We start from the raw sequence: 26,107 nt of genomic DNA on the forward strand, positions 1-26,107 counted from the left end.
CGGTCGGTCGTCGAAACTGCGAGTGAGGATTCGGCGCACAGCATAGCCGGCTACCGTGGATCCACGAACGAAGCGATTCTGCTTTGCTTAAATCCATCCGTCAGTTTCGGCGGCCCCAACCAACGCGCATAAGAATATAAGTTATTGTTTGTTGTCCAATTGATTTATTCACCGGTACATTTTTTCGATCGCGCAGCCACACAAAGTTGCTGCTCTCAATCGAACTCTGTACGTCAAAGCATCGGCTATGTCCGTAAATGCCGATTTTCTTCGGCCACGTGCGTGCAACGAAGTCATGCAGCGCCGATACGTTCCAACGATTTGCTGGCGTCGTGCGGCTTCACCGTTTGCAATGTTGTTTGCCTGGCAAATTGCATGTTGGGGCTTCCGCTTGTCCGGCACCAAACTTTATTCGACCGGCGCGCTTTTCGCCGACTATATGTCGACCATTGGCCAGGACCAGGAGGAAGTCGCCGGACTGTGGCGGCGGTGCCGGCCGGTCACCCAGGTATGAAGATCATCGATGACTGGCAAAGCTTCGGGCAGAAAACCACGGCAAGCGGGACTGTGATTTTCGACGATGTGTGGGTGCCCTCGCTCAACGTGCTACCGATCCACCAAAGCTACGAGCACTGGCCGCAAAACGCGGTCACGCAGATCAGCCATGTCGGCATCGACGCGGGCATTGCGCGCGCCGCGATCGACGCGACGATCGCCTTTATTCGCGAACGCGACGCGGCTTCGTCGTCGAGCGCCGCCCTGCCCCTCGGCGCCGATCCGTATGTGATCCATCAGCTTGGCGAATTGACGACGCGTCTGCACGCTGCCGAAGCGATGATGGAACGCGCCGGCCGCGAGATCGATCGCTGCCTCGCCGATATCGGGCCGGACTCGATTGCGGCCGCGTCGATCGCCGTAGCGCAAGCCAAGGCATTGACCACCGAAATCGCGATCGAAGCGAGCAGCAAGTTGTTCGAATTGGCCGGAACCCGCTCGACGCAACCGTCGTTCAATCTCGACCGGCACTGGCGCAACGCTCGGGTTCACACCGTGCACGATCCGGTGCGCTGGAAATACGCCGCTGTTGGGAACTTCTATCTCAACGGCGTGCGCCCTTCACCCAGCGGTCAGACCTGAAACGCGCACGCGCCTCTGAAGCGATTATCAGCTTTCGCGCTGCGTGCGGCATGCGGGCGGCGATGCAGGGGTGATCTGGGATCCATACTTCACGAGAACAGAACTGACTGACGTTTGCCGAGCAGTGCAACGCCTCGTATGAAAAGAAGAAATCATTGTTTTGCGTCGCAAACTTTGCGTGATCTACTGCGTTGACGCGATTCCTGATGGCCTGTCCTCAGGTGTGGTCCCGACGCTTTGCGCCAACCACCTTGCAAGACAGCCGAGCGCCTGAAAGAACAGGCGCCTCTTACGTTAAACGGCACGGACAACGACTGTAACCCAGTCCATTTCCGACTCTCATCCGCAAGCGTCGGCGCACTCCTCGGGCAGCACGCGCGACGCCACTGCGTTCGTCCCCGTGCGCTCGCCCGTCGAATTCAACGATAGTCCGGTTGCCCGCGCGCTCGAGCAGCCGTTGCTGCTCGGGCTGTTCCTGCCGATCCAGGCGGGTGGCTGGAGCGCCTCGACCTTGCCTCGCACCACCGACTGGAACTTCGACTACAACCTGGCGCTCGTGCAAAAGGCCGAGAGCCTCGGCTTCGATCTGGTGTTCGCGCTGTCCCAGTGGCTGCCGAAAGGCGGCTATGGTGGCGTGTTCAACGGTCAGGCCCTCGACTCGTTCATGTCGCTTGCAGCGATGACCGCGCGCACCGAACGCATCATTCTTGTCGCTACCAGCCACGTGCTTTATGGCCCGTGGCATCCGTTGCATTTCGCGAAGTTCTCCGCCACGCTCGATCACATTTCAAAGGGGCGCTGGGGCATCAATGTCGTGACCGGCCATCGCGCGGTCGAGCACGAAATGTTCGGTTGGCAGCGCATCGAACATGACCGCCGCTATGAACTGGCGGGCGAATTTCTCGACGCGGTGCAACAGCTATGGTCACAACCGGAGAACTTCAGCTTCGTGCCCGAGCTGTCGACGTGGAAGCTCGACAAGGCGTTCGTCACGCCAAAGCCGCAATACGGGCGCCCGCTGCTCGTGAATGCGACGGGATCGGATGCAGGGATCGACTTCGCCGCGCGTTACTCGGACGTCGTGTTCATCACCAGCCCCGCTGGCTCTGAAATCGAAGCCGCGCTGGCGGCGTTGCCGGCCCACACGGCACGCGTGAAGGCAACGGCCGCGAAGTACGGACGCAAAGTCCGCACTCTGATTAACCCGATGGTGATTTGCCGCCAGACCGAAGCCGAAGCGCTCGCCTATCGCGACGCAATCGTCGCGCACGGCGACGAAGGGAGCTTCCATCGCTTCGAAAGTGACGCCCACGCATGGCGAGGCAACGCCGAGCAGCGAAACCAGGCGGCCGCCCGGGCAGTCGGCGGCAATATCTCGATGGTCGGCTCGCCGCAGCAGATTGCCGAATACATCGTGCGCCTGTATCACGCGAGTATCGACGGCGTGCAGTTGAGCTTCTTCGACTTCCAGCCGGACCTCGAATTCTTTGGCGCGCGCGTACTCCCGCTGCTACGTGAAGCGGGCCTGCGCCTCTGACTGCCCCGCCATCTCCGAATTCAATGGTGATTGAATGAGCCGACTCTGGTACACCCGCTACGCCGTATCCGTTCAACGTAGAGCGCGCCAACGCGCTGCTCGACGAAGCCGGCTATCCGCGCAAGGCGGACGGTACGCGTTTCGCGCTGACCGTCGACCCGCTGCCGATCGGCGATCTGCCCACGCGCACCGCCGCTTATGTGAAATCCGCGCTGGCGCGGGTCGGCATTGCGGTCACCGTGCGCAGCCAGGATTTGCCCGCGTATCTGAAACGTATCTATACCGACCGCGACTTCGACTTTTCGATCAACGGCATGAGCAACCTGTTCGATCCGGTGGTCGGCGTAGCGCGGCTCTATACGAGCAACAACTTCCGGCGCGGCGTGCCGTTCACGAACGGTTCGCACTATAGCAACCCACAGATCGACCTGCTGTTCACGCAGGTCGCCGAGGAAACCGATGAAGGCAGACGCAAGCAGCTCTTCTCGCAGATTCAGCGCATTCTCGAACACGATCTTCCGGACATCAACCTGGTGTCGCCGCAATACCTGACCGTGTACTCGCGCGCTGTCCACAACCATACGACGGGCCCGGACGGCGTGTCGGCGAGTTTCGCCGACGTCTGGCTGCAACGCTAAATCGCATTTGACTCAAACTCTCACGGAATTCGACTCTCATGGAATACAGACAACTCGGTCGCAGCGGCATCAAGGTCTCGACACTGACTCCGGGCACGATGATGTTCGGCGGCCCCACCGACGAGGCCACCGCTGCACGTATCATCGAACAGGCGCTGGAACAGGGTGTCAATTCGATCGACACCGCCGACGTCTACGTCAAAGGCGAATCGGAACGCGTGGTCGGCCGCGCGATTTCCGCGCAACGCGAGCGCCTGGTGCTGGCGACTAAATTCGCCAATCCGCTCGATGAGCGCGACGTCAATGCGCGAGGTGCGTCGCGCAAACATATCGCGCGCGCCGTCAATGCGAGCCTGGAGCGGCTCGGCACCGACTACATCGACCTGCTGTACATCCATCGCGAAGATCATCAGACGCCGGTCGAAGAAACCGTGCGCGCGCTCAACGAGCTGATCCGCGCTGGCAAGCTGCGCTACTACGGACTGTCCAATCATCGCGCGTGGAAGATCGCCGAGTTCAGCCATACCGCCCAGGCGCTCGGACTCGACGCGCCTGTCGCAAGCCAGCCGCTCTACAACATCGCGAACCGCCAGGCCGAAGCCGAACAATTGACGGCGGCACATCGTTACGGGCTCGGCGTCATTTCGTACAGCCCGCTCGCGCGTGGGGTGCTGACGGGCAAATACGAACCGGGCGCCACGCCCGGCGCCGACACCCGCGCGGGGCGTAGCGACCGCCGCTTGCAGCAGACCGAGTGGCGCCCCGAATCTCTCGAACTGGCGCGGCGCGTGCGTGAGCATGCGCAGGCCCGCGGTCTTTCTGCCGGTCAATTCGCGCTCGCGTGGGTGCTCAATAGCCGTTACATCAGTTCCACGATCGCCGGACCTCGCACCGAAGCGCAGTGGCAGGACTATCTGCCCGCGCTCGCGTACCGCCTGAACGCTGAAGACGAAGCGTTCGTCGATTCGCTCGTGACGAGCGGACATCCGTCCACGCCGGGTTTCAACGATCCAGGCCATCCATTCTTTGGGCGCCTCGTGCGTCATGGCGAGGCCCAACCGGACCAGACGCCGCTTCACCTGCGATAGCCCCGCGTTCCGACACACGCTGCGCGCGCGAGTCAAGCCGCCTGCGCGTCGTCGAAGGTCTTGCCCGGAATCGCGTCGAGCAACGTACGGGTGTAGGGAAGTTGCGGCGCACGCAAGATATCGCGGTGGTCTCCGCTTTCGACGATCCGGCCCGCCTGCATCACGTGCACCCGGTCGGCGATGTAGCGCACCACGGACAGGTCATGCGAGATGAACAGGTACGCGAGCCCGAGGTCGCGCTTCAGATCGACCAGCAGATTGAGAATCTGCGCCTGAATCGACACGTCGAGTGCGGAAACCGGTTCATCGCAGATCAGCAGATCCGGTTCGAGGACCAGTGCTCGCGCAATGCCGATGCGCTGCCGCTGCCCGCCGGAGAATTCGTGCGGATAGCGGCCCAGCGCCGAACTGGGCAAGCCGACGCGGTCCAGCATCGCGGCGATGCGTGTGCGGCGCTGCCGGGCGTTACCGATCCGATTCACCACGAGCACGGTGTCGAGAATCTCGGCCACCGTGCGGCGCGGATTGATCGACGAATACGGGTCCTGAAACACCATTTGCACATGGCGCCTCAACGGCCGCAATTCGCGTTCGCCTAGCGGCGCGAGATCCGTACCTCGCAAGCGGATCGCGCCCGCGGCAGCCGGTACGAGCCGCAGGATCGCTTTAGACAGCGTCGATTTCCCGCAACCGGATTCGCCCACCAGTCCCACCGTCTCGCCGCGCGCGATCGTCAGCGACACGCCATCGACCGCGTGCAGCGCGGGTTGGCCACGCCGCTGTGGATAGTCGACGCGCAGGTCCTGCAATTCGAGCAACGGCGTGGCGCTCACTGCGTTGCCTTCCGATGACGCATTGCTGTGCGCGTCCGCTTTGACATCCGCCACATGGAGCCCTGGGCGCGGCGAGCGCGGCAGCACGATAAAGGAAGGCACGCCGTCTTCGGCGATGCCATGACGGATTTCCGGCAGCTTCCAGCCGCGATAGTGCAGATCGTCCGCGAGATTCAGCGACGCGCCGAGCAGACCCCGCGTGTAAGGATGCTGCGGCTGCGTGAAGAGCCGCGCGACCGGCGCTTCTTCGACCTTCTCCCCCGCCAGCATCACGGCCACGCGATCCGCATGCTTGGCGACGACGCCCAGGTCGTGCGTGATCAGCAGCAAGGACATCGACAGCTCACGACGCAAACCGTCGAGCAGTTCGAGAATGTGCGCCTGAATCGTGACGTCGAGCGCTGTGGTCGGCTCATCCGCGATCAGCAGACGCGGGCGGCATGCCACCGCCATCGCGATCATCACCCGCTGCCGCTGCCCGCCGGACAACTCGTGGGGATAATCGAACACCCGGCGTTGCGGCTCGGGGATCTGCACGAGTTCGAGCAATTCGACAGCGCGCTTTGACGCCGCCGCCGTGGACAGATCCTCATGCTGACGCAAGGCTTCGACGATTTGCGCGCCAATCGACAGCACCGGATTGAGCGACGTCATCGGCTCCTGGAAAATCATCGAAATCTGCTGGCCGCGGACCTGGCGGATTTCGCGCGGCGACAGGTCGAGCAGCTCATGGCCATCGAAGCGCAAGCTCCCCGTCACGCGTCCCGGCGCGGGCACGAGGCGCATCAGCGACAGCGCCGTTGCCGATTTGCCGCAACCGGATTCGCCGACAAGCGCCAGCGTCTCCCCTTGCGCAATGTCGAAACTCAGGCCGCGCACCGCTTCGTGCGTGCCGAAACTGACGCGCAGATCGCGTACTTCAAGCAGGTTTGCCACAGAGCGTCCTCGATTACATTGTGAGCCGCGTGAGCCGCGGGCTCTTCAAGCTCGTTCCCGCAGGCGCGGATTGAGCGCGTCGTTCAGACCGTCGCCGAGCAGGTTCAGCGCGAGCACCGCCAGAACAATCGCAGCACCGGGCACGGCCGTCAGATACCAGGCGGTACGCAACGAGTCACGGCCCGCGCCGATCATGCCGCCCCAGCTGACCACGTTCGGGTCTCCCATGCCGAGAAACGACAGCGACGACTCGATCAGGATCGCACTCGCCACCATCACGGACGCGGTCACGATCACCGGTGGCAACGCGTTCGGCAGAATCTCGCCGAAAATGATGCGAGCGTTGCTGAAGCCCTGGCTGCGCGCAGCAAGCACGAAGTCCGATCGACGCAGGCTGCGAAATTCGGCCCGCACGATCCGCGCAACGGTGGGCCATGACGCAATGCCGATCGCGAGCGCGATGATCGTCACGCTCGGATGACCAATCGCGACGATCACGATGACCAGCAGAAAAGACGGTATGGTTTGAAAGAGTTCGGTGATGCGCACCAGCACATCGTCGATCACCCCGCCGAAGAAGCCTCCCGTCGCACCAACCAGCGTGCCGATCACGAGCCCGATGCTGGCCGCGCTCGCGCCGATCAGCAGCGACACGCGCGCGCCGTGCGCAATGCCGGCGGCCACGTCGCGTCCGAGCGAATCCGTGCCGAGCCAGTATTGCGGATCGGTGCCCGGCCATACGAACGGCGCCGCCACCATGTCGAGCGGATCGCCCGGAAACAGATGTCCCGCGCCCAGCGCAAGCGCGATGAACGCCGCGAGCAGCGCGAAACCCCCGAGCGCCGAGCGATTGCGCAGCAGCGCGCGCCACACGCCGAGCCCTGCCGCACCGTGCGGAGCGTCGTTCGTGGCAGTCGCCGCGCCGTCGCGGCGGAAACCGAAGAGCGCGCCGCCAAGCTGACGCCGCCAAGTGGAAGCACGGGGTTCGGGCGGCGTGGAAACCAGATTGGAAGAGTCGGAAGCCATGTATGCCTTGGGGGAGAAATCGCCGGTGCGTGCGATCACGCGACGCGCGGATCGAGCCAGGCCTGCAAAAGATCGACCAGCACATTCGCCAGGATCACGAGCATCGACGACAGCAGCAGCACGCCGAGCAGCACGCTGAAGTCACGCGCCATCACCGCATCGAGCGCGAGGCGGCCCAGTCCTGGCCAACTGAACACCGTTTCGGTCACCGCGGCGCCACCCAGCAAGGTGCCAAAGTGAATGCCGACCATCGTCGTCAGCGGCATCAGCGCGTTGCGCAGGACATGCCGCACCGTCACACGCCACGGATGCAAGCCCTTGGCCTGCGCGGTCCGCACGAAGTCCTGGCGCTGCACTTCGAGCATCGCCGCGCGCGTAAGCCGTGCGTAGATCGCGATGAAGAACGTCGCCAGCGTCGCGGCAGGCAGCAGCACGTGCTTCAGTGCATCGATCACGCAGGCGGCGCCGTGAAGCTGCACGCCGAGCGTGATATTGCCGCCGCTCGGCAACCAGCCCAGATGCACCGAGAACAGCACGATCGCGAGCAGACCGATCCAGAAGCCGGGTGTCGAGTAGAACAGCATGGCCACGACGGACAGCACGCGATCGGGCCACCTGCCAGCCCAATGCGCCATCACCACGCCGAGCACTACGCCCACGACGATCGCGACCGATAGCGCGACGCCCATCAGCAGCAGCGTATTGGGCAGGCGCGAGAGGATCAGTTGCATCACCGGCATGTCGTAGCGCGGCGAATAGCCGAGGCTGAAGCGCGACAGATGAGCGAGGTACGACCACAACTGGTGCAGCACCGGTTGATCGAGGCCGAACTTCGCGCGCAATACCTGCATCGTTTCCACCGTCGCCGAGCCGGCTTCGCCGGCCAGCACATCCGCGGCGTCGCCCGGCATCAGCTTCAGCAGGAAAAAATTCAGGATCACGATACCGATCACCGTCGGAAGCGCCTGCCACGCGGTACGCCGCGCGATCGCGGCAAAACGCAAACCCCTGCTCATCGTGTCGCTCCTGTCATGCGCTCAGATAGACGTCGGCCAGATTGGCTTCGAGGCCTTGCGCGGACACGGTGTGGTTGTGAACGCGCCGGTTCGCGAGCGTGACCATGCGAGGTGCGACGAGGTTGAGAATCGGCAGGTCGCGATAGACGATTTGCTGGAATTGTTGATAAAGCGCGACGCGCTTGCTTTCGTCGGTTTCGATCGCGGCGCTCTCGAGCAGGTGATCGACCTCGGCATTGCTGTAGTGCGGCGCGTTGGAGAACGGCACGCCCGGCCGAATGTTCTGCGACCAGTAGAGACGTTGCACGCCGACGCTCGGATCGAATAGCGTATTCACGCCGATGCTGGTGAAATCGAACTGGCGGTCGGCATACACGCGCTTCAGAAACGCGGGTAGGTCCTGAGAGCGCACCGTCACGTCGATCCCCACGCGAGAGAGTGCCGATTTCACGTAATCCGCCTGGCGGCGGTACATGTCGCCGTACGGCAGGAAATCATGCGTGAGACCAAAGCGCACGCCGCCCGACTTGCGCGGATAACCGGCCGCGTCGAGCAGTTTTTCGGCGGCGGCGGTATCGAACGGGTACGGTGCGAGTTTGCCGTCGTGATAGGGCGAGCCCGGCGTGATCGGTGTCGGCGACAAGTCGGCGTAGCCATACGCGACCGTGCGCAGCACCACTTGCGGATTGATTGCATGCGCGATCGCCTGGCGCACCCGCAGGTCACTGAGGATCGGATGTTGCAGATTGAAGTCGATCTCGGACAGCGGTTCGAGGAACCGATAGCCACGCGTTTCGACAACCAGCTGCGGTAATTGAGTGAGGCGCGGCAAATCGGTGAGCGGTACGGGATTTTCGCCGCCCAGATCGAGCGCGCCCGTCTCGAACGCGGCGGATCGCGCGGCAGCGTCGGGAATCACCTTCAGTACGAGACTGTCGATGTAGGGTTTGCCGGCATCCCAGTAGTCCGGATTGCGTTCATAGACGATGCTGGCACCGCGCGTCCACGACTTGAAGCGAAACGGCCCGGTGCCGATTGGCGCGTTATTGTGCGGGTTGGACAGCGGATCGCCCGACGCATACAGATGCTTTGGAACGATTGGGGATTCACCGGCCGACAGTGCCTTCAACAGATAGGGCGCCGGCTTCGACAATTCGATCACCGCGGTCCGGGCGTCCGGCGTCGATACGCGCGTGACATTGGCGAAAGTGCTGCGTCCGCGCGGATGCACCGTCTTCAACAATTCGATCGAGAACGCTACGTCCGTCGACGTGAATGGCTGCCCGTCATGCCATTTGACGTTCTCGCGTAGTGTGAAGCTGTACTTCAAGCCGTCAGGACTGACTGCCCACGCGGTTGCCAATTGCGGCCGTGGACGCAGATCGAAGTCGTATGCGAGCAAGCCTTCGAGCACCTTGGAGCTCGCGACCAGAGCAGGCCCGGTGGTCTGAAAGATCGACACCAGCACTGGCGGTTCCGGATTGATCAGCATATTCAGCGTGCCGCCCCGCTTCGGCACCGATGCTGCGCTGCCTTGTGCGAACACGCGTGCCGGCATGCCGGCGGCCGCGAGAGCAGCGCCTGAGGAAATCAGAAAGTCGCGTCGATTCAGCCGTGCCATGTAATTCATATCCTGGTGCTTCGGCCGAGTCACGTTGGCCGCGTCAAAGTACCGAGCGGCTTGCCGCTCGCGCAGCGCTTACGATAAAGCCGCAGTCGCAGTAAAAGAACCAATCGTTCGGCATATGCAAAGCACGCCACCGAAGAAAGACGGATTCCTCATCGAGCAGTCCCGATCGTATCTTGCGGGACGGAGCCTAATCCAGTTGCGGCGCTATGCAATCGACAATCCATTACTAGCGTTTTGGCGGCAGGCTTCGCATACTCGGACCACCCTACTGTGGACCTCGCTCGTTATGTCTCTTTCAATCGACCACATCGTGATCCGCGTGCAGGATCTCGAGCAGACCATCGCCGATTTCACTACGCTTGGCTTCACCGTGCAACGCGGCGGCACGCACGCCGACGGCGCCACACATAACGCGCTGATCGGTTTCGCCGATGGCAGCTACATCGAACTCATCGCCTTTCTGCGCGACGCACCGGAGCATCGCTGGTGGGACGCTAGCCGTCGCATAGGAGATGGTTTCGTCGACTACGCGCTGCTGCCGCAATCGGTTGCCAGCACCATCGCCGCGGCACGCGAACGAGGTCTCTCTTACGACGGCCCCCTAGCCGGCGGACGTCTGCGTCCCGATGGCGAGCGCCTCGAATGGCAGATCGGCAAGCCGTCGAGCGCGGATCTGCCGTTCCTGTGCGGCGACGTGACGCCGCGCCACCTGCGCGTGGCCGAAGGCGACGTTCGCCATCATGCGAACGGGGCGCACGGCGTCGCGAACATTACGCTCGCGGTGCACGACCTGGATGCGAGCCTCGCACGATATCGCGCGCTGCTCGGAGAACCCGACGTGCAGCGCGCGCCGCTGCCTGGTTACGACGTCGCATTGGCGATCCTGTCGCTTGGCGCGACGACGCTCACGCTTGCAAGCCCGGCCCGCGAAACCCGTCCGCCAGCCGAAGGTCTTGCCGCTGACCTTCGGCACCACCTCGCCTCGCGCGGCGAAGGGGTTTTCGCGGTCGCCCTGGAGACGTACGTCGATGGCGCCGCGCGGCGCCTCGAGCGTACGCTCGCTCATGGCGCCATCATCGAACTGGTAGCAAACCCGTCGATCCGACGCGACCGATAGCGTCGCGCGGCGAGCGAAACACCAGGCGATCCGGCGCCGCTCACGACGCCGTCTGCGCCGCCAGCGATCCGCCGAGATAAGCGTCGCGAATGCGCTGGTCGCCGAGCAATTCGCTCGCGGTGCCGGACAACACCATGCGCCCCGTCTGCAGCACGTAGCCACGATGCGCGATCTGCAGCGCGAGGCTCGCGTTCTGCTCGACCATGAAGAAGGTGATGCCCTGCCGGTTGATGGTCTGGATCAGGTCGAGCACCTTGTCGACGTATAACGGCGACAGGCCCATCGTCGGCTCGTCCATGCAGACCAGCGCGGGGCGGCTCATCAACGCGCGCGCCATCGCCAGCATCTGCTGTTCACCGCCGGAAAGCGTGCCGGCCCGTTGGGTCAGCCGCTCTTTCACGCGCGGAAACAGTTCGAGCATGCGTTCGTAGTCCTCGCCGATGCCCGCGCGGTCGTTGCGCGTGAAAGCGCCCATCAGCAAGTTTTCGCGCACGGTCATGTCGCCGAAAAGCCGCCGGGCCTCCGGCACCGAAGCGATGCCTCGCCGCACGATCTGCGAAGTCGGCAGACCGTTCAACGGCTTACCGTCGAAGCTGATGGTGCCGGCTCGCGGTTTGTGCAGTCCAAGAATCACCTTCATCGCCGTCGATTTGCCGCTCGCATTGCCGCCCAGCAGGCTGACGATCTCGCCGCGCCCGATGCTGAGATTCACGCCGAAGTGCACCTGGATCTGTCCGTAGAACGTGTCGATCTGTTCGAGTTTCAGCAGCGGCTCGGTCATGGCGGCTTGTGTGGAGGCTAATGGGTTCGGCGCAAGCAGATGCAGATTTGATGTCTTCATGCTGCCGCCGTTTCGTTGCGGCCGGCAGCCGCGCCGACCTGACGGTGTCCAAGGTAGGCCTCGATCACAGCGGGGTCGTCGCGCACCTCGGCCGGCAGGCCGGAAGCGATCTTGCGGCCGTCTTCGAGCACGAGCACGCGATCGGAAAGCTGCATCACCAGGTCCAGCTTGTGTTCGATAAGCAGGATGGTGAGCCCATCGCGCTTGAGTTCGAGTATCAGTTCGAGCATTTCGGCGGTTTCGGACTCGTTCATGCCGGCGGTCGGTTCGTCGAGCAGAAGGATGCGCGGCCGCAGCGCTAGCGCACGCGCTATCTCGACGCGCCGGCGGTTCGCATAGGACAGGCTGTGCGCCGGCTGATCGACTCGCGGCGACAGGCGCGTACCGAAGCGGGCCAACAGCGTCGTCACTTCTTCACGCAGCGCGGCGTTTTCGCGACGTACCGATGCAGGCCCGACCAGCGCGCGCAACGCTTCCGCGAATGCCCCCACCACCGGCCAGCCGCAGCGCGTCATCGCAAGCCTTGCGTGCGCGCCGATCAGCACGTTATCGAGCACGCTCAGATTGCCGAATACCCGTCCATGCTGGAACGTGCGGGCGACGCCGCGCGCGGCAAGCTGCTCGGGCGCCATGCCGGTCACGTCTTCGCCGGCGAATCTCACCTCGCCGGCGTCCGGCGCGTCGATACCGGTCAGCAGATTGAACAGTGTGGATTTGCCGGCGCCGTTCGGACCGATCACGCTCACGCATTCGCCGCGCGCAACCGACAGGCTCACCTCGTCGACAGCCACGAGACCGCCGAAACGGCGTGTGACGCGCCGCACGTCGAACACGATATCCTTGCCGCGTGGCAAAGAAGATGTCATGGTCGCCTCCGTCATACCGAACCGAACAGCCCTTGCGGCCGGAAGCGCACGAGCAGCAGCAAGATCACGCCGTAAATCAGCATTCGGTAGTCGGCGGCAAAACGGAACAGTTCCGGCAGGCTGATCAGCGCCACCGCACCCGCCACCGCGCCGATCACGCTGCCGAGACCGCCGAGAATGACCATCGTCAGCGCAAGGATCGACACTTGCGAGTCGAAGGTCTGATAGTTGATATAGCTGTACAGGTGCGCGGCGATCCCGCCGCCGATGCCAGCCGCGAGGCCGCCGCAGGCGAACGCGATCGCCTTGTAGCGATTGGGGCGGATGCCATACGCGCGCGCCGCCACGTCGTCCTCGCGGATCGCGCGCCACGTGCGGCCCAGGTGCGAGTTCAGGAGCCGCGCCTGCAGCAGTGCGAGCAGCACGAGCACCGCGAGCGTGAACCAGTAGACGGCGCGCACGCCCGTCAACTGCCACCCGAACAGCGACAGCGGGGCAATGCCGGTGATGCCCACCGGACCGCGCGTCAGGCTGTCCCAGTTGAGCACCACGAGGCCGATGATTTCACCGATGCCAAGCGTCGCAATCGACACATAGTGGCCGCGCAGCCTGAACGACGGGTAAATCAGCACCGTGCCAATCGCCGCGGTGATGAGGCCGGCGAGCGGAATCGTCAAAGCCGGCGACCAGCCCAGATTGACGGACAGCAGCGCCGACGCATAGGCGCCGATCAGCAGCAGCGCCGCATGCCCTAATGAAATCTGCCCGACCGTGCCCGCGACGAGCGTCAGACTGAGCGCCAACAGCCCATAGATCCAGCCGTTGGTCAGCGTCTGCAGCACGTACGACGACGGCACGACGAGCGGCAGCACGAAGGCGAGCGCCACTAGTGCCACGATCGTGCGAAGCGGAACGTGCAGCGCGCGGCGGTTCGACAGAAACGTGCCGGTCAGCGGCTCGGGCGGCAACCGGCGGCTCGCGCTGAAGAGACCATTTGGCCGCCACACGAGAAACACCAGCAGCAGCACGAACGCGAACAGGTCGCGATAGCTGGTGCCGAACAACGCGACCCCGTAACTCTCGACCAGACCGAGCAGCAAGCTGCCGGCGATCGCGCCGGGCACGTTCCCCAAGCCGCCGATCAGCAAGGCGACGACGCCTTTCAACGTCGCCTGAAAGCCCATCGCCGGATCGATGCTGTTGTAGTACATGCCGACGAGCAAGCCGCTCAAGCCGCCGAGCCCGCAGGCGATCGCAAACACGGCCTGATTCACGGCATTCACATTGACACCCATCTGCTGCGCGGCATCGCGATCCTGCGCGGTCGCGCGTACCGCCCAGCCGAGCCTCGTGAAGCGTAGGAACATGTACAGCACGCCCGCCGCGCCGATGCCGATTGCCGCAATCAGCAGATCGAGCGAGCCGATGGCGGCCCCGCCGAGCGACAGCGTCCAGTCGGGCAGCGAACTCGGCACAGGACGTGGATCGGGCCCGAACACGATCTGCGCGAGCTGGTCGAGTACGAAGCTGATACCGATGGTGGCGAGCAGCGGCGCAATACGGGCCGCGCCTTGCAGCGGCCTCAGGCCGAGCCGCTCGATCATAATGCCGAGCAGCGCGCAGCCCGCGACCGTCGCGAGCAGCGCCACGGGCAGCGGCAAACCGAGCCGCGTCAGACACAGCCAGCCGATGAAGCCGCCCACCATATACACGGAGCCGTGCGCGAAATTGATCAGATGCGATACGCCAAAGATCAGCGCGAGGCCGACCGCGAGCAGCGCATAGATATTGCCGACGATCAGGCCATTGATCGTGTAGTCGAACCACGCAGTCATGGCGTATGCACGGCGCTCGCGCCGTCCCACAGAGCGAATTTGCCGTCCTTCACGACGAGCTCGAGATTCTTCGCGCCAGCCACGCGGCGCGTCTGCGGATCGAACCTGAACTTGCCGAAGATCACGCTCGGTACATCGCTGATCTTCGCAAAGCCGTCGTGCACGGCCGCGCGATCGGCACCGTAGCGGCGAATCACTTCGCCCGACAGAATCATCGCGTCGTACGCGCGCGCGGCGAAGGTATCCGGATCGGCGCCGTATCTGGCGCGGTAGCGCTGCACGAAGCTTTGTACTTCAGGACGCGGATCGCCGGGGAAGAAGTTCGATTCGGTGTAGACGCCGTTCACCGCAGGGCCGCCAAGATCGAGAAACTTCGGTGAATACACCGAGCCGACCGCCGCGATTGGCGTGCTCACACCGCCCGCTCGCGCCTGGCGAACGATCTGGGCACCGTCGGAATAGTAGGAGATCAGCACGATCGAATCCGGCTGTTCGCTTCGCACGCGCGTGAGCGTCGCGCGAAAATCCTTTTCGTTCGGTTGATACGCTTCCGCCGCGACGACCTGCGCGCCGTCCGCGGTCGCGGCCTTCGCGAAGATGTCCTTGCTGGTGCGGCCCCAGTCCGTGTTCAGATAGAGCACGGCGATTTTCCTGAAGCCGAGTCCTTTGGTCACATAGTGCGCGAGCAGCGGCTGTTCCTCGGCCTGGCTGATCGCAGTACTCCACATATAGTCGCCGCCCTTCGTGAAGTCGGGATGGGAATTCGTGAAACCGAACTGCACGAGACCCGCGCGCTGATACACCGGCGACGCGGCCATCGAGGCACCGCTCGACAGATCTCCCAATTCCAGCAGGATGCGTTTGTCGTCGGCGAACTTCTGTGCGATGGCTACGGCCTGACGCGGATCGCTGCGGCTGTCCTCGAACTCATAGCTGAGCGGATGGCCGTTGATCCCGCCGTTGCCGTTGATCTGATCGAGCGCGAGATCGAAGCCGCGCTTCCATTGCTCGCCGTACTGCGCATCCTGGCCGCTCAGCGGTCCGGTCACGCCGACCCAGTAAGGATCGGCCGCGTGCGCCACGGGCATCACGCCGCAGGTTGCAAGCGCCAGCGCGCCGGCCAGGTGAAGCAGTGTGCGGGTCGCACCACGCTTGTTGTTCCACAGAATCGACATACAGGTCTCACGCCTTCGAATCGAGTGAGGCCATGTAACCATGTCGCGCGGACGCGGGCCAACGAAGATACGCGACGAAGCTTATTCCGTTGCATCAGCAAAGCTTTTGACGACGAATGCCGAAGCACTTCAGAAGCGCACTCGGCACAGCATCGGATGACGAAGACGCCTTGTTTCAAGCGCTTTTCCACGATCGATGATCGTAGTGAACCAACCGCTACGGCACACATAGGCGTCGGCGATCCGTCGTTTTCGTCAATTACATAGCGGAATTTATTATAAGAACTGCGCATTCAAGCGCTCCTAAAATGCACCCATCACATGGATGAGGCATTGCATGGAGTTGCATCAACTCGAAGCATTCTCGGCAGTCATGTCGACGGGCAGCATGACCGGGGCCGCTCGTATGCTTGGCCGCTCGCAACCCGGCATCACTAGAACGATCCAGGATCTCGAACAGGAGATCGGCTACGCGTTGTTCGACCGTAAAGGACCTCGCGTCACGCCGACGAGCCGCGCGTTCCGGCTATATGGCGAAGTCGAGCGCTCGCTGATCGGCCTGGCCGCTATCGAGGCCAGCGCGCGGGCGATCGGCCGCGACGAGGCAATGCCATTGCGCGTCGTTGCGACACCCGCGCTCGCCGCGACATTGGTGCCACGCGCAATCTCGAAGCTCGCGCAGGCAAGCGCACGCGTCGACACGCAATTGCGCAGTGCGTCCGCCGAGCAGGTCGTCGAGGCGTTGCTGTCACGTTCCGCCGACATCGGCATCGCGACATTGCCGCTGGATCATGCGGCGCTTGACGTGCACTACATCATCGAGGCGCCCTGCGTCGCGGTGCTGCACCGAAACGATCCGCTCGCGCGCGATGCCGTGCTGCGACTCGCGCGGCTCGCGGGCAAGCCGGTCGCCACGCTGGCGAACCGTTATCGTCTGCGCAGCCGCATTGATCGCGCATTCGACGAGGCCGGCGTCGCGCTTCACGTTGCACTCGAAACCAATGCGTCGCTGAATGCGATGATGGCCGCGCAACAGCAGATCGGCGTCGCGATCGTCGATCCGGTGACCGCGTTCGGCATGCGCGTCGCGGACGTCGAGGTCAAAGCGCTCGATGTGCCCATTCCGTTTTTGTATGGCGTCGTCACACTTTCCGGCCGTCCCCGCAGCGACGCCGTCAACGCAATGATCGATACGCTCGCGGAGGTATCGCACGGGCTGCTGCCCGGGGCCATGCGTCACGCAGCGTCACGGCATGGCGCGCTGGTTGCCCACGACCAGGCGGATGGAGCGGAAACCGCCGCCCAATCGCCCACTTTTACTCTCCGCGACATCGGGACCACTGCATGAGCGCCACGACTCCTTTCCACGCCGCTGGCGGACTGACCGCGCTCGAAGCGCGGCTTCGCGAGGATCTTGCCTGGCTGGAGCTTCCCGCGCCTTCGTGGGTGCCCGCGCGGACATCCGCCGGCCAACCTGTGCTCGATGTCGCCATCATCGGCGCTGGCATGGCCGGGCTGACCGCGAGCGCCGAATTGCGCCTGCTCGGCATCGACAATCAGCGGCTCTTCGATCAGGCGCGGGCCGGTCAGGAAGGACCTTGGATCACCTACGCGCGGATGCAGACGCTACGCTCGCCCAAGCAACTGACGGGGCCCGCACTGCGCTTGCCCGCGTTGACGTTTCGCGCGTGGTACGAGGCCCAGTTCGGCCGCGAACAATGGCGCGCGCTCCATAAGATTCCACGCGTGCAATGGATGGACTACCTGCGCTGGTATCGGCGCGTGCTCGATCTGCCGGTCTCCAATGACACGCGCGTCGAGAAACTGCAGACGCGCGGCGACGGTCTGATAGAGCTTGTGCTGCTGCGCGGAGCGGTCAACGACCGCAAAGATGCGCGGCGCGAAACCGTGCTTGCTCGTCATGTCGTGCTCGCGACCGGCCGTGAAGGGCTTGGCGGCCCGTACGTTCCCGACGTGGCCCGCGACATTCCGCGGCACTTGCGCGCGCACTCATCGGACCCGATCGACTTTGCCGCGCTGCGCGGCAAACGTGTCGGTGTGGTCGGCGCGAGCGCATCCGCGTTCGACAACGCCGCGAGCGCTCTTGAAGCGGGGGCCGGGCGAGTCGATCTATTCGTGCGGCGCGCCGCGCTGCCCCGTATCAACAAACTGACCGGCATCGGTAGCCCCGGCCTCGTTCACGGGTTCGCGAATCTGCCCGACGCCTGGAAGTGGCGCTTCCTGCACTATTCGGCGCAAACGCAGGCTCCACCGCCGCGCGACAGCGTGCTGCGGGTCGCCGCTCACGCGCAGGCTAACCTGCACCTGGCCAGTCCGCTGACGGGTTTGCGCCACGAAGGCGACACGATCGTCGTCGACACGCCCCGAGGGCAATACACCCTCGACTACCTGATCTTCGCGACCGGCTTTCACTCGGAAATCGACACGCGCGACGAATTTGCGCTCATCGCGCCGCACGTGCGCCGCTGGCGCGACCGCTTTACACCGGGGGCGGAATTGCCTAACGAAGAACTCGCCAGCTCGCCGGACCTCGACCGCAACTTCGCCTTCCAGGAACGCGTTCCCGGGGCCTGCCCAGCGCTCGCGCGCATTCACTGCTTCAATCACGCAGCCAGTCTGACGCACGGCAAGGTCGCCGGCGACATCCCCGCGATCAGTGACGGCGCGCAGCGGCTCGCGCGCGCGATCGCCGCAATGCTGTTCGACGCCGACCGCGATACGCACTACGCGGCGCTGCAAGCCTTCGACACCGCCGAACTCGCGGGAGACGAATGGGACGACGCCGATGCCACTGCCGACACGATGCCCGCCGACAACGCTGCCCTCTAATGGACCCACATCTGATGTCTTCATCCGCTGATTCCCGATCGGCTCCCGTGGCCGATGACTTCGTCGCGCAACTCGCGGGATTGGCGCCCGACGGCGCGACCGCGGCTCTGCGCGCGTTTCGCGGCGACGCGACCCGTTATACGCAAGGCAGCCACGACGCGCTGTTCTCGACCGATGTCGCCGATCTGACGCTTCGCGAACGTCTCTTTGCGGCGTGGTATGCGGCGCTGTTGTCGAATGCGGAGCAGACGGCACTCGCATATCGCGAGCGTCTGCTGACACTGGCGGCCGCGGCTGACGCGCAAACTGAAACCACGAGGTCGCTCCTCGATGCAATCGCCGCGCAGCGCGCGGTTCCTGTCGCGTCGATGGCGACGACGGACCAGCGGCTGGCCGCGATCCTGCGTCACACGCAAGCCTTGACGCTGCGTCCCGCCGCGACCGGCAAGCCGGCGCTCGGAACACTGCAGGCTGCCGGCCTCACGACGCGCGCCATCGTCGCGCTATCGCAGCTCGTCGCGTTCGTCACGTATCAAGTGCGGGTCGTCGCCGCGTTGCGCGCATTGGAGGCACGAGCATGAGTGCGGATCACGGCTTTACGACGCAAACCCTCGGCTGGTCCGCATGGCTCGATACGGTCGCGCTCGAACAGGCATCGCCCGAGCAGACTGCGGTACTCGAAGCGAGCCACCCGCAAGCGAAGACTTCCGATTACTACCTGTTGCTGGTCCACGAAGCGGAAATCCTGCGGCAACGATCAGGCGCGTTCAATAGCATCATGTATGCGCCGGGCGGTTTGTCGCGAGCGGAGCGCGAGCTCGCGAGCACGGTGGTCTCGCGTGTCAACGGATGCGTGTATTGCGCGTCGGTGCATGCGCAGCGTTTCCAGCAACTCGCGAAGCGCGAGGACGTCATCCAGCAGATCTTCGCCGCTCCTGAAACGGCGGGTACGACAGAACGGGAGCGCGCGATCGTTCGATACGCGATCGATCTCACGTTGCAGCCGCAGGCGCTCACGCCGGAATCGCTCGATGCGCTTCGCCGCGCGGGACTCGACGATGCACAGATTCTCGATCTTAGCCACGCGATTGCGATCTTTGCCTGGGCCAACCGTTTGATGCTGACGCTGGGCGAACCGATGTTTCCGGCCTGACCGGGAGCGCCGCCGCATCGACTTCGCAGTAGTGCGGTGCCCAGCGAATGGATATGACAATCGCTTCGTTGCCGCACGATGCGATGCGTTAGAGACTTGCAGTCCCACTCACTCCGAGAGAATCCGTCATGTACGCCTCGCGTTTCTCCGCGCTGCACCGGCGACTTTTCACGCTCGCCGGCGCGGTAATTGCCTTCTCTCTTTCCGCCGTTTCTTCTGCGGCGCCTGCCAGCGGCGAGCCGGTTTTCTTCGGTGTCAGCGGACCGCTGACGGGTCCGAACGCGCAATACGGGGCACAGTGGAAAGCCGGCTTCGACCTCGCGCTCGATGAAATCAACCGCGACGGCGGCATTAACGGCCATCCGCTGCAGTACGTGTTCGAAGACAGCCAGAGTGATCCGCGCCAGGCGGTCGCGATCGCGCAGAAGTTCGTCGACGACAAGCGCATCCTGATCGAACTCGGCGACTTTTCGAGCCCCGCTTCGATGGCGGCCTCGCCGATCTATCAACGCACGGGCCTCGTCCAGTTGGGCTTTACCAACTCGCACCCGGACTTCACGAAAGGCGGCGACTTCATCTGGAGTCCGTCGGTCAGCCAGGCGGATGCGCAACCGCTGCTCGCGGATCTGGCCGTCAAGCAGGGCTTCAGGCGAGTCGCCGTGCTGTTCCAGAACACCGACTGGGGCCGTGCGAGCAAGGACGTGTTCGTGAAGGCAGCCGCCGCGCGGGGGGCGCAAGTGATCGCGACCGAAGGTTATCAGCCCACCGACAAGGACTTTCGCGCAACGCTGCTGCGTGTGCGCGATACCAAGCCCGACGCGCTCGTGCTGATTTCGTACTACTCGGACGGCGCGCAGATCGTGCGTCAGGCCCGCACGGGCGGCATCACGCTGCCGATCGTCGCAGCGAGTTCGGTGTACTCGCCGAAATTCATGGAACTCGGCGGCGATGCCGTAAACGGCGTGACCACCAACACGAGCTTTTTCCCCGGCGACCGGAGCCCCGAAGTCCAGCGCTTCGTTCGCGACTTCGAAGCGAAATATCATCACGAGCCCGACGCGTTCAACGCGTTCGCCTACGACGCCACGATCATTGCCGCGTATGCGTTGCGCACGGGCGGACTCGATCGACGCGGCGTGCGCGATGCGCTGCCGAGGCTGCATGACGTGCCGAGCGTCGTCTTCGGCAAGGCGACGTTCGATCCGGCGACTCGACGCGTGAACGGTGTGAAAAGCGTCAATCTCGTCGTCGAGAATGGGCAGTGGGCGCTGCTTGGCAGCAAGCCCGCACTGGCGGCCAGGTAGCGGCAGGCACATTCGCGCGGGCCGCCTGCCGATGCGGCCGGGCGCGATTCGCCTTATGCGGAAAAGAACCGGTTCTCAGGCCGTGGCAGCCCAAGATTCTGGCGCAGGGTCTTGCCTTCGTACTCGCGCCGGAAGAGCCCCCGCTTCTGCAACTCGGGAATGACTTTGTCGACGAAGTCGTCGAGGCCGGCCGGAAGATGCGAGAACATCACGTTGAACCCGTCCGAGCCCTCTTCCAGCAACCACTGCTCCATCTGATCTGCAATCATGCGGGCGGTGCCGATCATCTCCAGCCCGGAGTATCCGCCGATGCGCTGCGCGAGCTGACGGATTGTCAATCCATCGCGCTGCGCCCATTCCACGACTCGTTGCCGCGCGGTACGGCTTGCGTTGGTCTCAGGAATTTCCGGCAACGGGCCGTCCGGATCGAGACCGGATACATCATGCCCCAACGCGATCGACAACGAAGCGATGCCGCTCTCGTAGTGGACGAATGTATCGAGCCGCTCACGCGTTTCGAGCGCCTCTTCGAGCGTATCGCCCACCACGACGAAAGCCGCCGGCAAAATCTTCATGTGATCGCGCGAGCGGCCGAGTTTCTCCATGCGGCTTTTTACGTCGGCGTAGAAACGCTTCCCGTCTGCCAGCGTGGTTTGCGCGGTGAACACGACTTCGGCCGTTTCCGCGGCAATCTGCCGTCCCGCCTCCGATGAGCCCGCCTGCACGATCACGGGCCAGCCCTGAATCGGCCGGGCAATATTCAACGGACCGCGCACCGAGAAGTTCGCGCTTTTGTAGTTCAGCACGTGCAGCTTTTGCGGGTCGAAGAATGTTCCGCTCGCCGTGTCGCGGATAAAAGCGTCGTCGGCCCAGCTATCCCACAGACCTGTGACCACGTCGAAGAACTCGCGGGCGCGCCGGTAGCGCTCGTCGTGTTCGACGTGCTCGTCGAGGCCGAAATTGAGCGCCGCGTCTGGATTCGATGTCGTCACGAGATTCCATCCAGCGCGGCCACCGCTGATATGGTCGAGCGAGGCGAACCGCCTTGCGACGTGATACGGCGCGTCGAATGTCGTGGACGCGGTCGCGACGAGACCCAGCCGCTCGGTGACCGCCGCGAGCGCGGGCAGCAGCGTGAGCGGCTCGAACGAGGTGACCGTGTGGCTGTGCCTGAGGGCGTCGAGCGGCATGTTGAGCACCGCGAGGTGGTCGGCCATGAAGAACGCATCGAAGCGGCCACGCTCGAGCGTCTGCGCAAAACGCTTCAGATGCCCAAAATTGAAGTTGGCATCAGGATAGGCGCCAGGGTACCGCCATGCACCGGTGTGGATCGTCGTGGGGCGCATGAAGGCGCCGAGGCGAAGCTGACGTGACATGAATCGACCTCAATCGAGAACAGGGTCGCGCCAGTGTAATGCGGCCGCGCTGACGCTGCCTGGCGGCAACTCGATTTCGATTTGCAGACCGACAGCAGCGACGTTCAATGTCCGCCGTATGCAGGCGCTTTATGCCTGACGCGCTGCGCACGGACGAATCGATTTCCTTCCTCGAGTGCTTTTCATATGCGCAAACATTGGTTGGATTTGCGCTGGCGCCGACTTACCGTCCTGAATCTGGCGCCGTGGAGCGCACTGTCAACAGTTACCTATCAGGAAGGAAATAACAGATGAGCCTACGCCCTTTACATGATCGAGTGATCGTCAAGCGTCTCGGTCAGGAGACCCGCACCGCGTCTGGCATCGTGATCCCCGACAGCGCCGCGGAAAAGCCCGACCAGGGCGAGATCCTCGCTGTCGGTCCCGGCCGCCGCGGTGACGATGGCAAGCGTGTCGAACCGGACCTGCAGGTCGGCGATCGCGTGCTGTTCGGCAAGTACGCGGGCCACGCGGTAAAGGTCGACGGCGACGAATTGCTGGTGCTGCGCGAGGAAGATATCGTCGCAGTCGTTCAAATTTGAGGAGAAAGCAAACATGGCAGCCAAAGAAGTCGCTTTCAGCGACAACGCGCGTTCCAAACTGGTTGAAGGCGTCAACCTGCTCGCCAATGCGGTGAAAGTGACGCTCGGGCCGAAGGGCCGCAACGTCGTGCTCGAACGCAGTTTCGGCAGCCCGGTCGTGACGAAGGACGGTGTGTCCGTCGCCAAGGAAATCGAGCTGGCCGACAAGGTGCAAAACATCGGCGCGCAGCTCGTCAAGGAAGTCGCGTCCAAGACCAGCGACGCCGCGGGCGACGGCACGACCACCGCGACCGTGCTCGCACAGGCGATCGTGCGCGAAGGCCAGAAATACGTCGCGGCGGGCCTCAATCCTCTCGATCTGAAGCGCGGCATCGACAAGGCCGTCGCCGCGGCCGTCGACGAACTGAAGAAGATCAGCAAGCCCACGACCACCAGCAAGGAGATCGCCCAGGTTGCGACGATCTCGGCGAACGGTGAAGAATCGATCGGCCAGCGCATCGCCGAAGCGATCGACCGGGTCGGCAAGGAAGGCGTGATCACCGTCGAAGACGGCAAGTCGCTCGCGGACGAACTCGACGTTGTGGAAGGCCTGCAGTTCGACCGAGGGTATCTTTCGCCCTACTTCATCAACAACCAGGACCGGCAGCTCGCCGCACTCGAACAACCATTCGTGCTTCTGCACGACAAGAAGATCGCGAACATTCGCGATCTTCTGCCGATACTGGAACAGGTCGCAAAGTCCGGCCGGCCGCTTCTGATCATCGCGGAAGACGTCGAAGGCGAAGCACTCGCGACGCTCGTCGTGAACAATATTCGCGGCATTCTGAAAACGGTCGCGGTGAAGGCGCCAGGCTTCGGCGATCGGCGCAGGGCGCTGCTCGAAGACATCGCGATCCTCACCGGCGGCCAGGTCATCGCTGAGGAAACCGGTTTGACGCTCGAGAAAGCGACGCTCGCCGAACTCGGCGAGGCCGCGCGCATCGAGGTCGACAAAGAAAACACCACGGTTATCGACGGCGGCGGAGAGAAGGCCAGCATCGAAGCTCGCGTCAAGCAGATTCGCGCGCAGATGGCGGAAGCAACCTCGGATTACGACCGTGAAAAGCTGCAGGAACGTGTAGCCAAGCTCGCCGGCGGCGTCGCCGTCATCAAGGTGGGCGGCGCGACGGAAGTCGAGGTGAAGGAGAAGAAAGACCGCGTCGATGATGCGTTGCACGCGACACGCGCCGCTGTCGAAGAAGGCATCGTGCCGGGCGGCGGTGTCGCGCTGATTCGAGTGAAGCAGGCGATCGCCGCACTTCAGGGCGCGAACGCGGATCAGAACGCCGGCATCAACATCGTGCGTCGCGCGCTCGAAGAACCGTTGCGCCAGATCGTCGCCAATGCGGGCGAGGAACCGAGCGTGATCGTCGCCAGGGTGGCCGAAGGCAGCGGCAACTATGGCTACAACGCGGCCACGGGCGAATACGGCGACCTCGTCGAAACCGGCGTGGTCGATCCGACAAAAGTCACGCGTACGGCCTTGCAGAACGCAGCCTCCGTGGCGAGCCTGCTGTTGACGACCGACGCCACCGTGCACGAAGCGCCGAAAGACGCGGCAGCGGCTACATCGCCGGCGGGACCTGGAGCCGGCGGTCCTGGCTTCGACTACTAATCGAACTGCTCGAGCCTGCTGACGCCGTGAGGCGTCGGCGCAACGCGCCGCGCATCGCGACCGTCGATGCGCGGCGCTTTGTTTTGAGGGGCCAAGCTGCAACCGCTTCGTGTGCCCTGCCCCGATCCGGATTCAATCCGTCACGGCTTCACGCTGGTAGCGCGACACCGGCTGTCGCAAGCCGAGATGCTCGCGCAGCGTGCGGCCTTCGTATTCGTGGCGAAACAGGCCTCTGCGCCGCAATTCCGGCAGCACGAGCCGGATGAAGTCATCGAGACTGTTGGGAAGCAACGCCGGCATCACGTTGTAGCCGTCGGCGCCGTAGTTGACGAAACGCTCCTCGAGCGCATCAGCTATCTGCTGCGGCGTGCCGACCAGTTGCCAGTGCCCGCGTGCCCCAGCCACGCGCAGATAAAGCTCGCGGATCGTCAGGTTCTCGCGCCGCGCCAGTTCGAGGGTCAGCGACTGGCGGCTCTTGCTCGCGTTGGTTTCGGGTAGTTCGGGGATCGGCCCGTCGAGCGGATAGCCCGACAGATCGAAGCCGCCGGTCAGCGTCGATACCAGCGAGAGACCGACCGCAGGGTCGATCAGTGCCTGCAGCGCATCGAACTTTTCGCGCGCCTCGCGCTCGGTCTCGCCGACGATTGGCATCACGCCCGGCATGATCTTCAGGTCGTCGGGCTCGCGACCGTATTGCGCGAGACGACCCTTCACGTCAGCGTAGAACGCGACCGCATCGTCGAGCGTCTGCTGCGCGGTAAAGATGACTTCCGCGGTGCGCGCCGCGAGCGCCTTGCCCGCTTCCGACGACCCGGCCTGCACGACGACGGGCCGCCCCTGCGGCGAGCGTTCGACGTTCAGCGGTCCGCGCACGTTGAAGAACTCGCCGCGATGATCGAGCACATGGCGTTTCGCGGGATCGAAGTAGCGTCCCGCTGCCTTGTCGCGCACGAACGCGTCGTCGTCCCAGCTGTCCCACAGTCCGTCCACCACTTCCGCGAATTCGACGGCGCGCTCGTAGCGCCGCGCATGCGCGAGATGTTGGTCGAAGCCGAAGTTCTTCGCCTCGTGCGCGCTCGACGACGTGACCAGATTCCATCCTGCGCGCCCCGCGCTGATGTGATCGAGCGACGCAAACTTGCGCGCGATGTGATACGGCTCGTTGAAGGTCGTCGAAGCGGTGCCGACGAGGCCGATACGTTCGGTCAACCCGGCCAGTGCCGAGAGCAGCGTGATCGGCTCGAACTGGGCCACATAGCTATGCGCGGTGCGACTCAGGAAATCGACATTGTCGCCGCGCGTGCCCGAGCCGTCGGCGAGAAAAATCAGATCGAACTTCGCGGCTTCCGCCGCCTGGGCAAGCTGCACGTAGTGGCGAAAGTCGCGGCCCGCATCCGCGCGTGCGTCAGGATGACGCCACGCGGCGATGTGATGTCCGGTCGGATAGAGAAACGCGCCGAGGCGTAGGTGTCCTTTGCGTTGGCTCATGATCTGTACGAGTCCTTGATCTGGCG

At 63.9% G+C, this 26,107-nt stretch carries 21 protein-coding genes and 1 pseudogene; 12 read left to right on the forward strand and 10 right to left on the reverse strand.

The genetic code is table 11. From position 1 onward, the window contains the following. Positions 1-144 precede the first annotated feature (144 nt). The 4 genes and pseudogenes from AB4Y34_RS24170 to AB4Y34_RS24185 all read left to right on the forward strand — a co-directional run bounded on the left by AB4Y34_RS24170 (position 145) and on the right by AB4Y34_RS24185 (position 4,400). Entirely contained in the window at positions 145-1,137 is a 993-nt protein-coding gene (locus AB4Y34_RS24170) for an acyl-CoA dehydrogenase family protein (protein WP_368717433.1), read from the forward strand. A 328-nt stretch (positions 1,138-1,465) separates the two neighbouring features. Then, positions 1,466-2,674: an LLM class flavin-dependent oxidoreductase gene (locus AB4Y34_RS24175; RefSeq protein ID WP_368717492.1), complete on the forward strand. Its 1,209-nt coding sequence runs from the start codon at positions 1,466-1,468 to the stop codon at positions 2,672-2,674. Between the two features lie 65 nt (positions 2,675-2,739). After that, a pseudogene (locus AB4Y34_RS24180) lies at positions 2,740-3,312 on the forward strand (ABC transporter substrate-binding protein); the annotation flags it as partial. Positions 3,313-3,350: 38 nt separating this feature from the next. Then, entirely contained in the window at positions 3,351-4,400 is a 1,050-nt protein-coding gene (locus tag AB4Y34_RS24185) for an aldo/keto reductase (protein WP_368717434.1), read from the forward strand. A 32-nt stretch (positions 4,401-4,432) separates the two neighbouring features. Here AB4Y34_RS24185 and AB4Y34_RS24190 read toward each other — a convergent pair whose 3' ends face one another. From AB4Y34_RS24190 to AB4Y34_RS24205, 4 genes are read right to left on the reverse strand one after another with little or no spacing between them, the layout of a single operon-like run. Next, positions 4,433-6,169 (reverse strand): dipeptide ABC transporter ATP-binding protein, encoded by a 1,737-nt coding sequence (locus tag AB4Y34_RS24190; RefSeq protein ID WP_368717435.1) that lies wholly within the window; start codon positions 6,167-6,169, stop codon positions 4,433-4,435. 45 nt (positions 6,170-6,214) lie between these two features. Next, positions 6,215-7,195 (reverse strand): ABC transporter permease, encoded by a 981-nt coding sequence (locus AB4Y34_RS24195; RefSeq protein ID WP_368717436.1) that lies wholly within the window; start codon positions 7,193-7,195, stop codon positions 6,215-6,217. Between the two features lie 35 nt (positions 7,196-7,230). Then, on the reverse strand, positions 7,231-8,211 hold the full coding sequence (locus AB4Y34_RS24200) for an ABC transporter permease (RefSeq protein ID WP_368717437.1): 981 nt from the start codon (positions 8,209-8,211) through the stop codon (positions 7,231-7,233). 13 nt (positions 8,212-8,224) lie between these two features. Beyond that, on the reverse strand, positions 8,225-9,832 hold the full coding sequence (locus AB4Y34_RS24205; protein WP_368717438.1) for an ABC transporter substrate-binding protein: 1,608 nt from the start codon (positions 9,830-9,832) through the stop codon (positions 8,225-8,227). A gap of 295 nt (positions 9,833-10,127) precedes the next feature. Here AB4Y34_RS24205 and AB4Y34_RS24210 point away from each other — a divergent pair, with 295 nt between their 5' ends. After that, positions 10,128-10,958, forward strand: coding sequence for a VOC family protein (locus tag AB4Y34_RS24210; protein ID WP_368717439.1), 831 nt, complete (start codon positions 10,128-10,130; stop codon positions 10,956-10,958). A gap of 40 nt (positions 10,959-10,998) precedes the next feature. Here AB4Y34_RS24210 and AB4Y34_RS24215 read toward each other — a convergent pair whose 3' ends face one another. Genes AB4Y34_RS24215 through AB4Y34_RS24230 form a run of 4 tightly spaced genes read right to left on the reverse strand, consistent with a single transcriptional unit; the run spans position 10,999 to position 15,675 of the window. After that, a complete protein-coding gene (locus tag AB4Y34_RS24215) occupies positions 10,999-11,799 on the reverse strand; it encodes an ABC transporter ATP-binding protein (protein ID WP_368717440.1) in 801 nt (266 codons plus the stop codon). Beyond that, positions 11,796-12,665: an ABC transporter ATP-binding protein gene (locus AB4Y34_RS24220; protein WP_368717441.1), complete on the reverse strand. Its 870-nt coding sequence runs from the start codon at positions 12,663-12,665 to the stop codon at positions 11,796-11,798. Before AB4Y34_RS24220 ends, AB4Y34_RS24215 begins: the two co-directional genes overlap by 4 nt. An 11-nt stretch (positions 12,666-12,676) precedes the next feature. Beyond that, positions 12,677-14,500 carry an ABC transporter permease gene (locus AB4Y34_RS24225; protein ID WP_368717442.1) on the reverse strand — a complete coding sequence of 608 codons (1,824 nt, stop codon included), beginning with the start codon at positions 14,498-14,500 and terminating at the stop codon, positions 12,677-12,679. Then, positions 14,497-15,675 carry an ABC transporter substrate-binding protein gene (locus tag AB4Y34_RS24230; RefSeq protein ID WP_176377755.1) on the reverse strand — a complete coding sequence of 393 codons (1,179 nt, stop codon included), beginning with the start codon at positions 15,673-15,675 and terminating at the stop codon, positions 14,497-14,499. The genes AB4Y34_RS24225 and AB4Y34_RS24230 overlap by 4 nt, the downstream gene beginning before the upstream one ends. Positions 15,676-16,012: 337 nt before the next feature. On the opposite strand from AB4Y34_RS24230, the gene AB4Y34_RS24235 reads away from it, so the two are divergent. The 5 genes from AB4Y34_RS24235 to AB4Y34_RS24255 all read left to right on the forward strand — a co-directional run bounded on the left by AB4Y34_RS24235 (position 16,013) and on the right by AB4Y34_RS24255 (position 20,982). Next, positions 16,013-17,023 (forward strand): LysR family transcriptional regulator, encoded by a 1,011-nt coding sequence (locus AB4Y34_RS24235; RefSeq protein ID WP_368717443.1) that lies wholly within the window; start codon positions 16,013-16,015, stop codon positions 17,021-17,023. After that, on the forward strand, positions 17,020-18,525 hold the full coding sequence (locus tag AB4Y34_RS24240) for an NAD(P)-binding domain-containing protein (protein WP_176377753.1): 1,506 nt from the start codon (positions 17,020-17,022) through the stop codon (positions 18,523-18,525). The genes AB4Y34_RS24235 and AB4Y34_RS24240 overlap by 4 nt, the downstream gene beginning before the upstream one ends. A 14-nt stretch (positions 18,526-18,539) precedes the next feature. Next, positions 18,540-19,106 carry a CMD domain-containing protein gene (locus AB4Y34_RS24245; RefSeq protein ID WP_176377752.1) on the forward strand — a complete coding sequence of 189 codons (567 nt, stop codon included), beginning with the start codon at positions 18,540-18,542 and terminating at the stop codon, positions 19,104-19,106. Further along, positions 19,103-19,678, forward strand: a complete 576-nt coding sequence (locus AB4Y34_RS24250) for a peroxidase-related enzyme (RefSeq protein ID WP_176377751.1) — start codon at positions 19,103-19,105, stop codon at positions 19,676-19,678. Before AB4Y34_RS24245 ends, AB4Y34_RS24250 begins: the two co-directional genes overlap by 4 nt. A gap of 128 nt (positions 19,679-19,806) precedes the next feature. Further along, complete coding sequence (locus tag AB4Y34_RS24255; protein ID WP_176377750.1) at positions 19,807-20,982, forward strand: ABC transporter substrate-binding protein; 1,176 nt, start codon at positions 19,807-19,809, stop codon at positions 20,980-20,982. Between the two features lie 53 nt (positions 20,983-21,035). On the opposite strand, the gene AB4Y34_RS24260 is transcribed toward AB4Y34_RS24255, so the two are convergent. Next, positions 21,036-22,358: an LLM class flavin-dependent oxidoreductase gene (locus AB4Y34_RS24260; RefSeq protein ID WP_368717444.1), complete on the reverse strand. Its 1,323-nt coding sequence runs from the start codon at positions 22,356-22,358 to the stop codon at positions 21,036-21,038. 290 nt (positions 22,359-22,648) lie between these two features. On the opposite strand from AB4Y34_RS24260, the gene AB4Y34_RS24265 reads away from it, so the two are divergent. Both AB4Y34_RS24265 and groL read left to right on the forward strand, forming a co-directional pair. After that, positions 22,649-22,939 (forward strand): co-chaperone GroES, encoded by a 291-nt coding sequence (locus tag AB4Y34_RS24265; RefSeq protein ID WP_368717445.1) that lies wholly within the window; start codon positions 22,649-22,651, stop codon positions 22,937-22,939. Positions 22,940-22,952: 13 nt separating this feature from the next. After that, entirely contained in the window at positions 22,953-24,593 is a 1,641-nt protein-coding gene (gene groL / locus AB4Y34_RS24270; protein WP_368717446.1) for a chaperonin GroEL, read from the forward strand. 132 nt (positions 24,594-24,725) lie between these two features. On the opposite strand, the gene AB4Y34_RS24275 is transcribed toward groL, so the two are convergent. Further along, a complete protein-coding gene (locus tag AB4Y34_RS24275; protein ID WP_368717447.1) occupies positions 24,726-26,081 on the reverse strand; it encodes an LLM class flavin-dependent oxidoreductase in 1,356 nt (451 codons plus the stop codon). Positions 26,082-26,107 lie beyond the last annotated feature (26 nt).

Origin of the sequence: Paraburkholderia sp. BR10954 (assembly GCF_040965775.1) — a bacterium.
Lineage (GTDB): Bacteria > Pseudomonadota > Gammaproteobacteria > Burkholderiales > Burkholderiaceae > Paraburkholderia > Paraburkholderia youngii.

What these genes read in the sequence shown, in the direction of transcription:
- AB4Y34_RS24185 (WP_368717434.1), top strand. Translation starts at nt 3,351, where the DNA reads ATGGAATACAGACAACTCGGTCGCAGCGGCATCAAGGTCTCGACACTG.
- AB4Y34_RS24195 (WP_368717436.1), bottom strand. Translation starts at nt 7,195, where the DNA reads ATGGCTTCCGACTCTTCCAATCTGGTTTCCACGCCGCCCGAACCCCGT.
- AB4Y34_RS24200 (WP_368717437.1), bottom strand. Translation starts at nt 8,211, where the DNA reads ATGAGCAGGGGTTTGCGTTTTGCCGCGATCGCGCGGCGTACCGCGTGG.
- AB4Y34_RS24205 (WP_368717438.1), bottom strand. Translation starts at nt 9,832, where the DNA reads ATGGCACGGCTGAATCGACGCGACTTTCTGATTTCCTCAGGCGCTGCT.
- AB4Y34_RS24210 (WP_368717439.1), top strand. Translation starts at nt 10,128, where the DNA reads ATGTCTCTTTCAATCGACCACATCGTGATCCGCGTGCAGGATCTCGAG.
- AB4Y34_RS24215 (WP_368717440.1), bottom strand. Translation starts at nt 11,799, where the DNA reads ATGAAGACATCAAATCTGCATCTGCTTGCGCCGAACCCATTAGCCTCC.
- AB4Y34_RS24220 (WP_368717441.1), bottom strand. Translation starts at nt 12,665, where the DNA reads ATGACATCTTCTTTGCCACGCGGCAAGGATATCGTGTTCGACGTGCGG.
- AB4Y34_RS24225 (WP_368717442.1), bottom strand. Translation starts at nt 14,500, where the DNA reads ATGACTGCGTGGTTCGACTACACGATCAATGGCCTGATCGTCGGCAAT.
- AB4Y34_RS24230 (WP_176377755.1), bottom strand. Translation starts at nt 15,675, where the DNA reads ATGTCGATTCTGTGGAACAACAAGCGTGGTGCGACCCGCACACTGCTT.
- AB4Y34_RS24235 (WP_368717443.1), top strand. Translation starts at nt 16,013, where the DNA reads ATGGAGTTGCATCAACTCGAAGCATTCTCGGCAGTCATGTCGACGGGC.
- AB4Y34_RS24240 (WP_176377753.1), top strand. Translation starts at nt 17,020, where the DNA reads ATGAGCGCCACGACTCCTTTCCACGCCGCTGGCGGACTGACCGCGCTC.
- AB4Y34_RS24245 (WP_176377752.1), top strand. Translation starts at nt 18,540, where the DNA reads ATGTCTTCATCCGCTGATTCCCGATCGGCTCCCGTGGCCGATGACTTC.
- AB4Y34_RS24250 (WP_176377751.1), top strand. Translation starts at nt 19,103, where the DNA reads ATGAGTGCGGATCACGGCTTTACGACGCAAACCCTCGGCTGGTCCGCA.
- AB4Y34_RS24255 (WP_176377750.1), top strand. Translation starts at nt 19,807, where the DNA reads ATGTACGCCTCGCGTTTCTCCGCGCTGCACCGGCGACTTTTCACGCTC.
- AB4Y34_RS24260 (WP_368717444.1), bottom strand. Translation starts at nt 22,358, where the DNA reads ATGTCACGTCAGCTTCGCCTCGGCGCCTTCATGCGCCCCACGACGATC.
- AB4Y34_RS24265 (WP_368717445.1), top strand. Translation starts at nt 22,649, where the DNA reads ATGAGCCTACGCCCTTTACATGATCGAGTGATCGTCAAGCGTCTCGGT.
- groL (WP_368717446.1), top strand. Translation starts at nt 22,953, where the DNA reads ATGGCAGCCAAAGAAGTCGCTTTCAGCGACAACGCGCGTTCCAAACTG.
- AB4Y34_RS24275 (WP_368717447.1), bottom strand. Translation starts at nt 26,081, where the DNA reads ATGAGCCAACGCAAAGGACACCTACGCCTCGGCGCGTTTCTCTATCCG.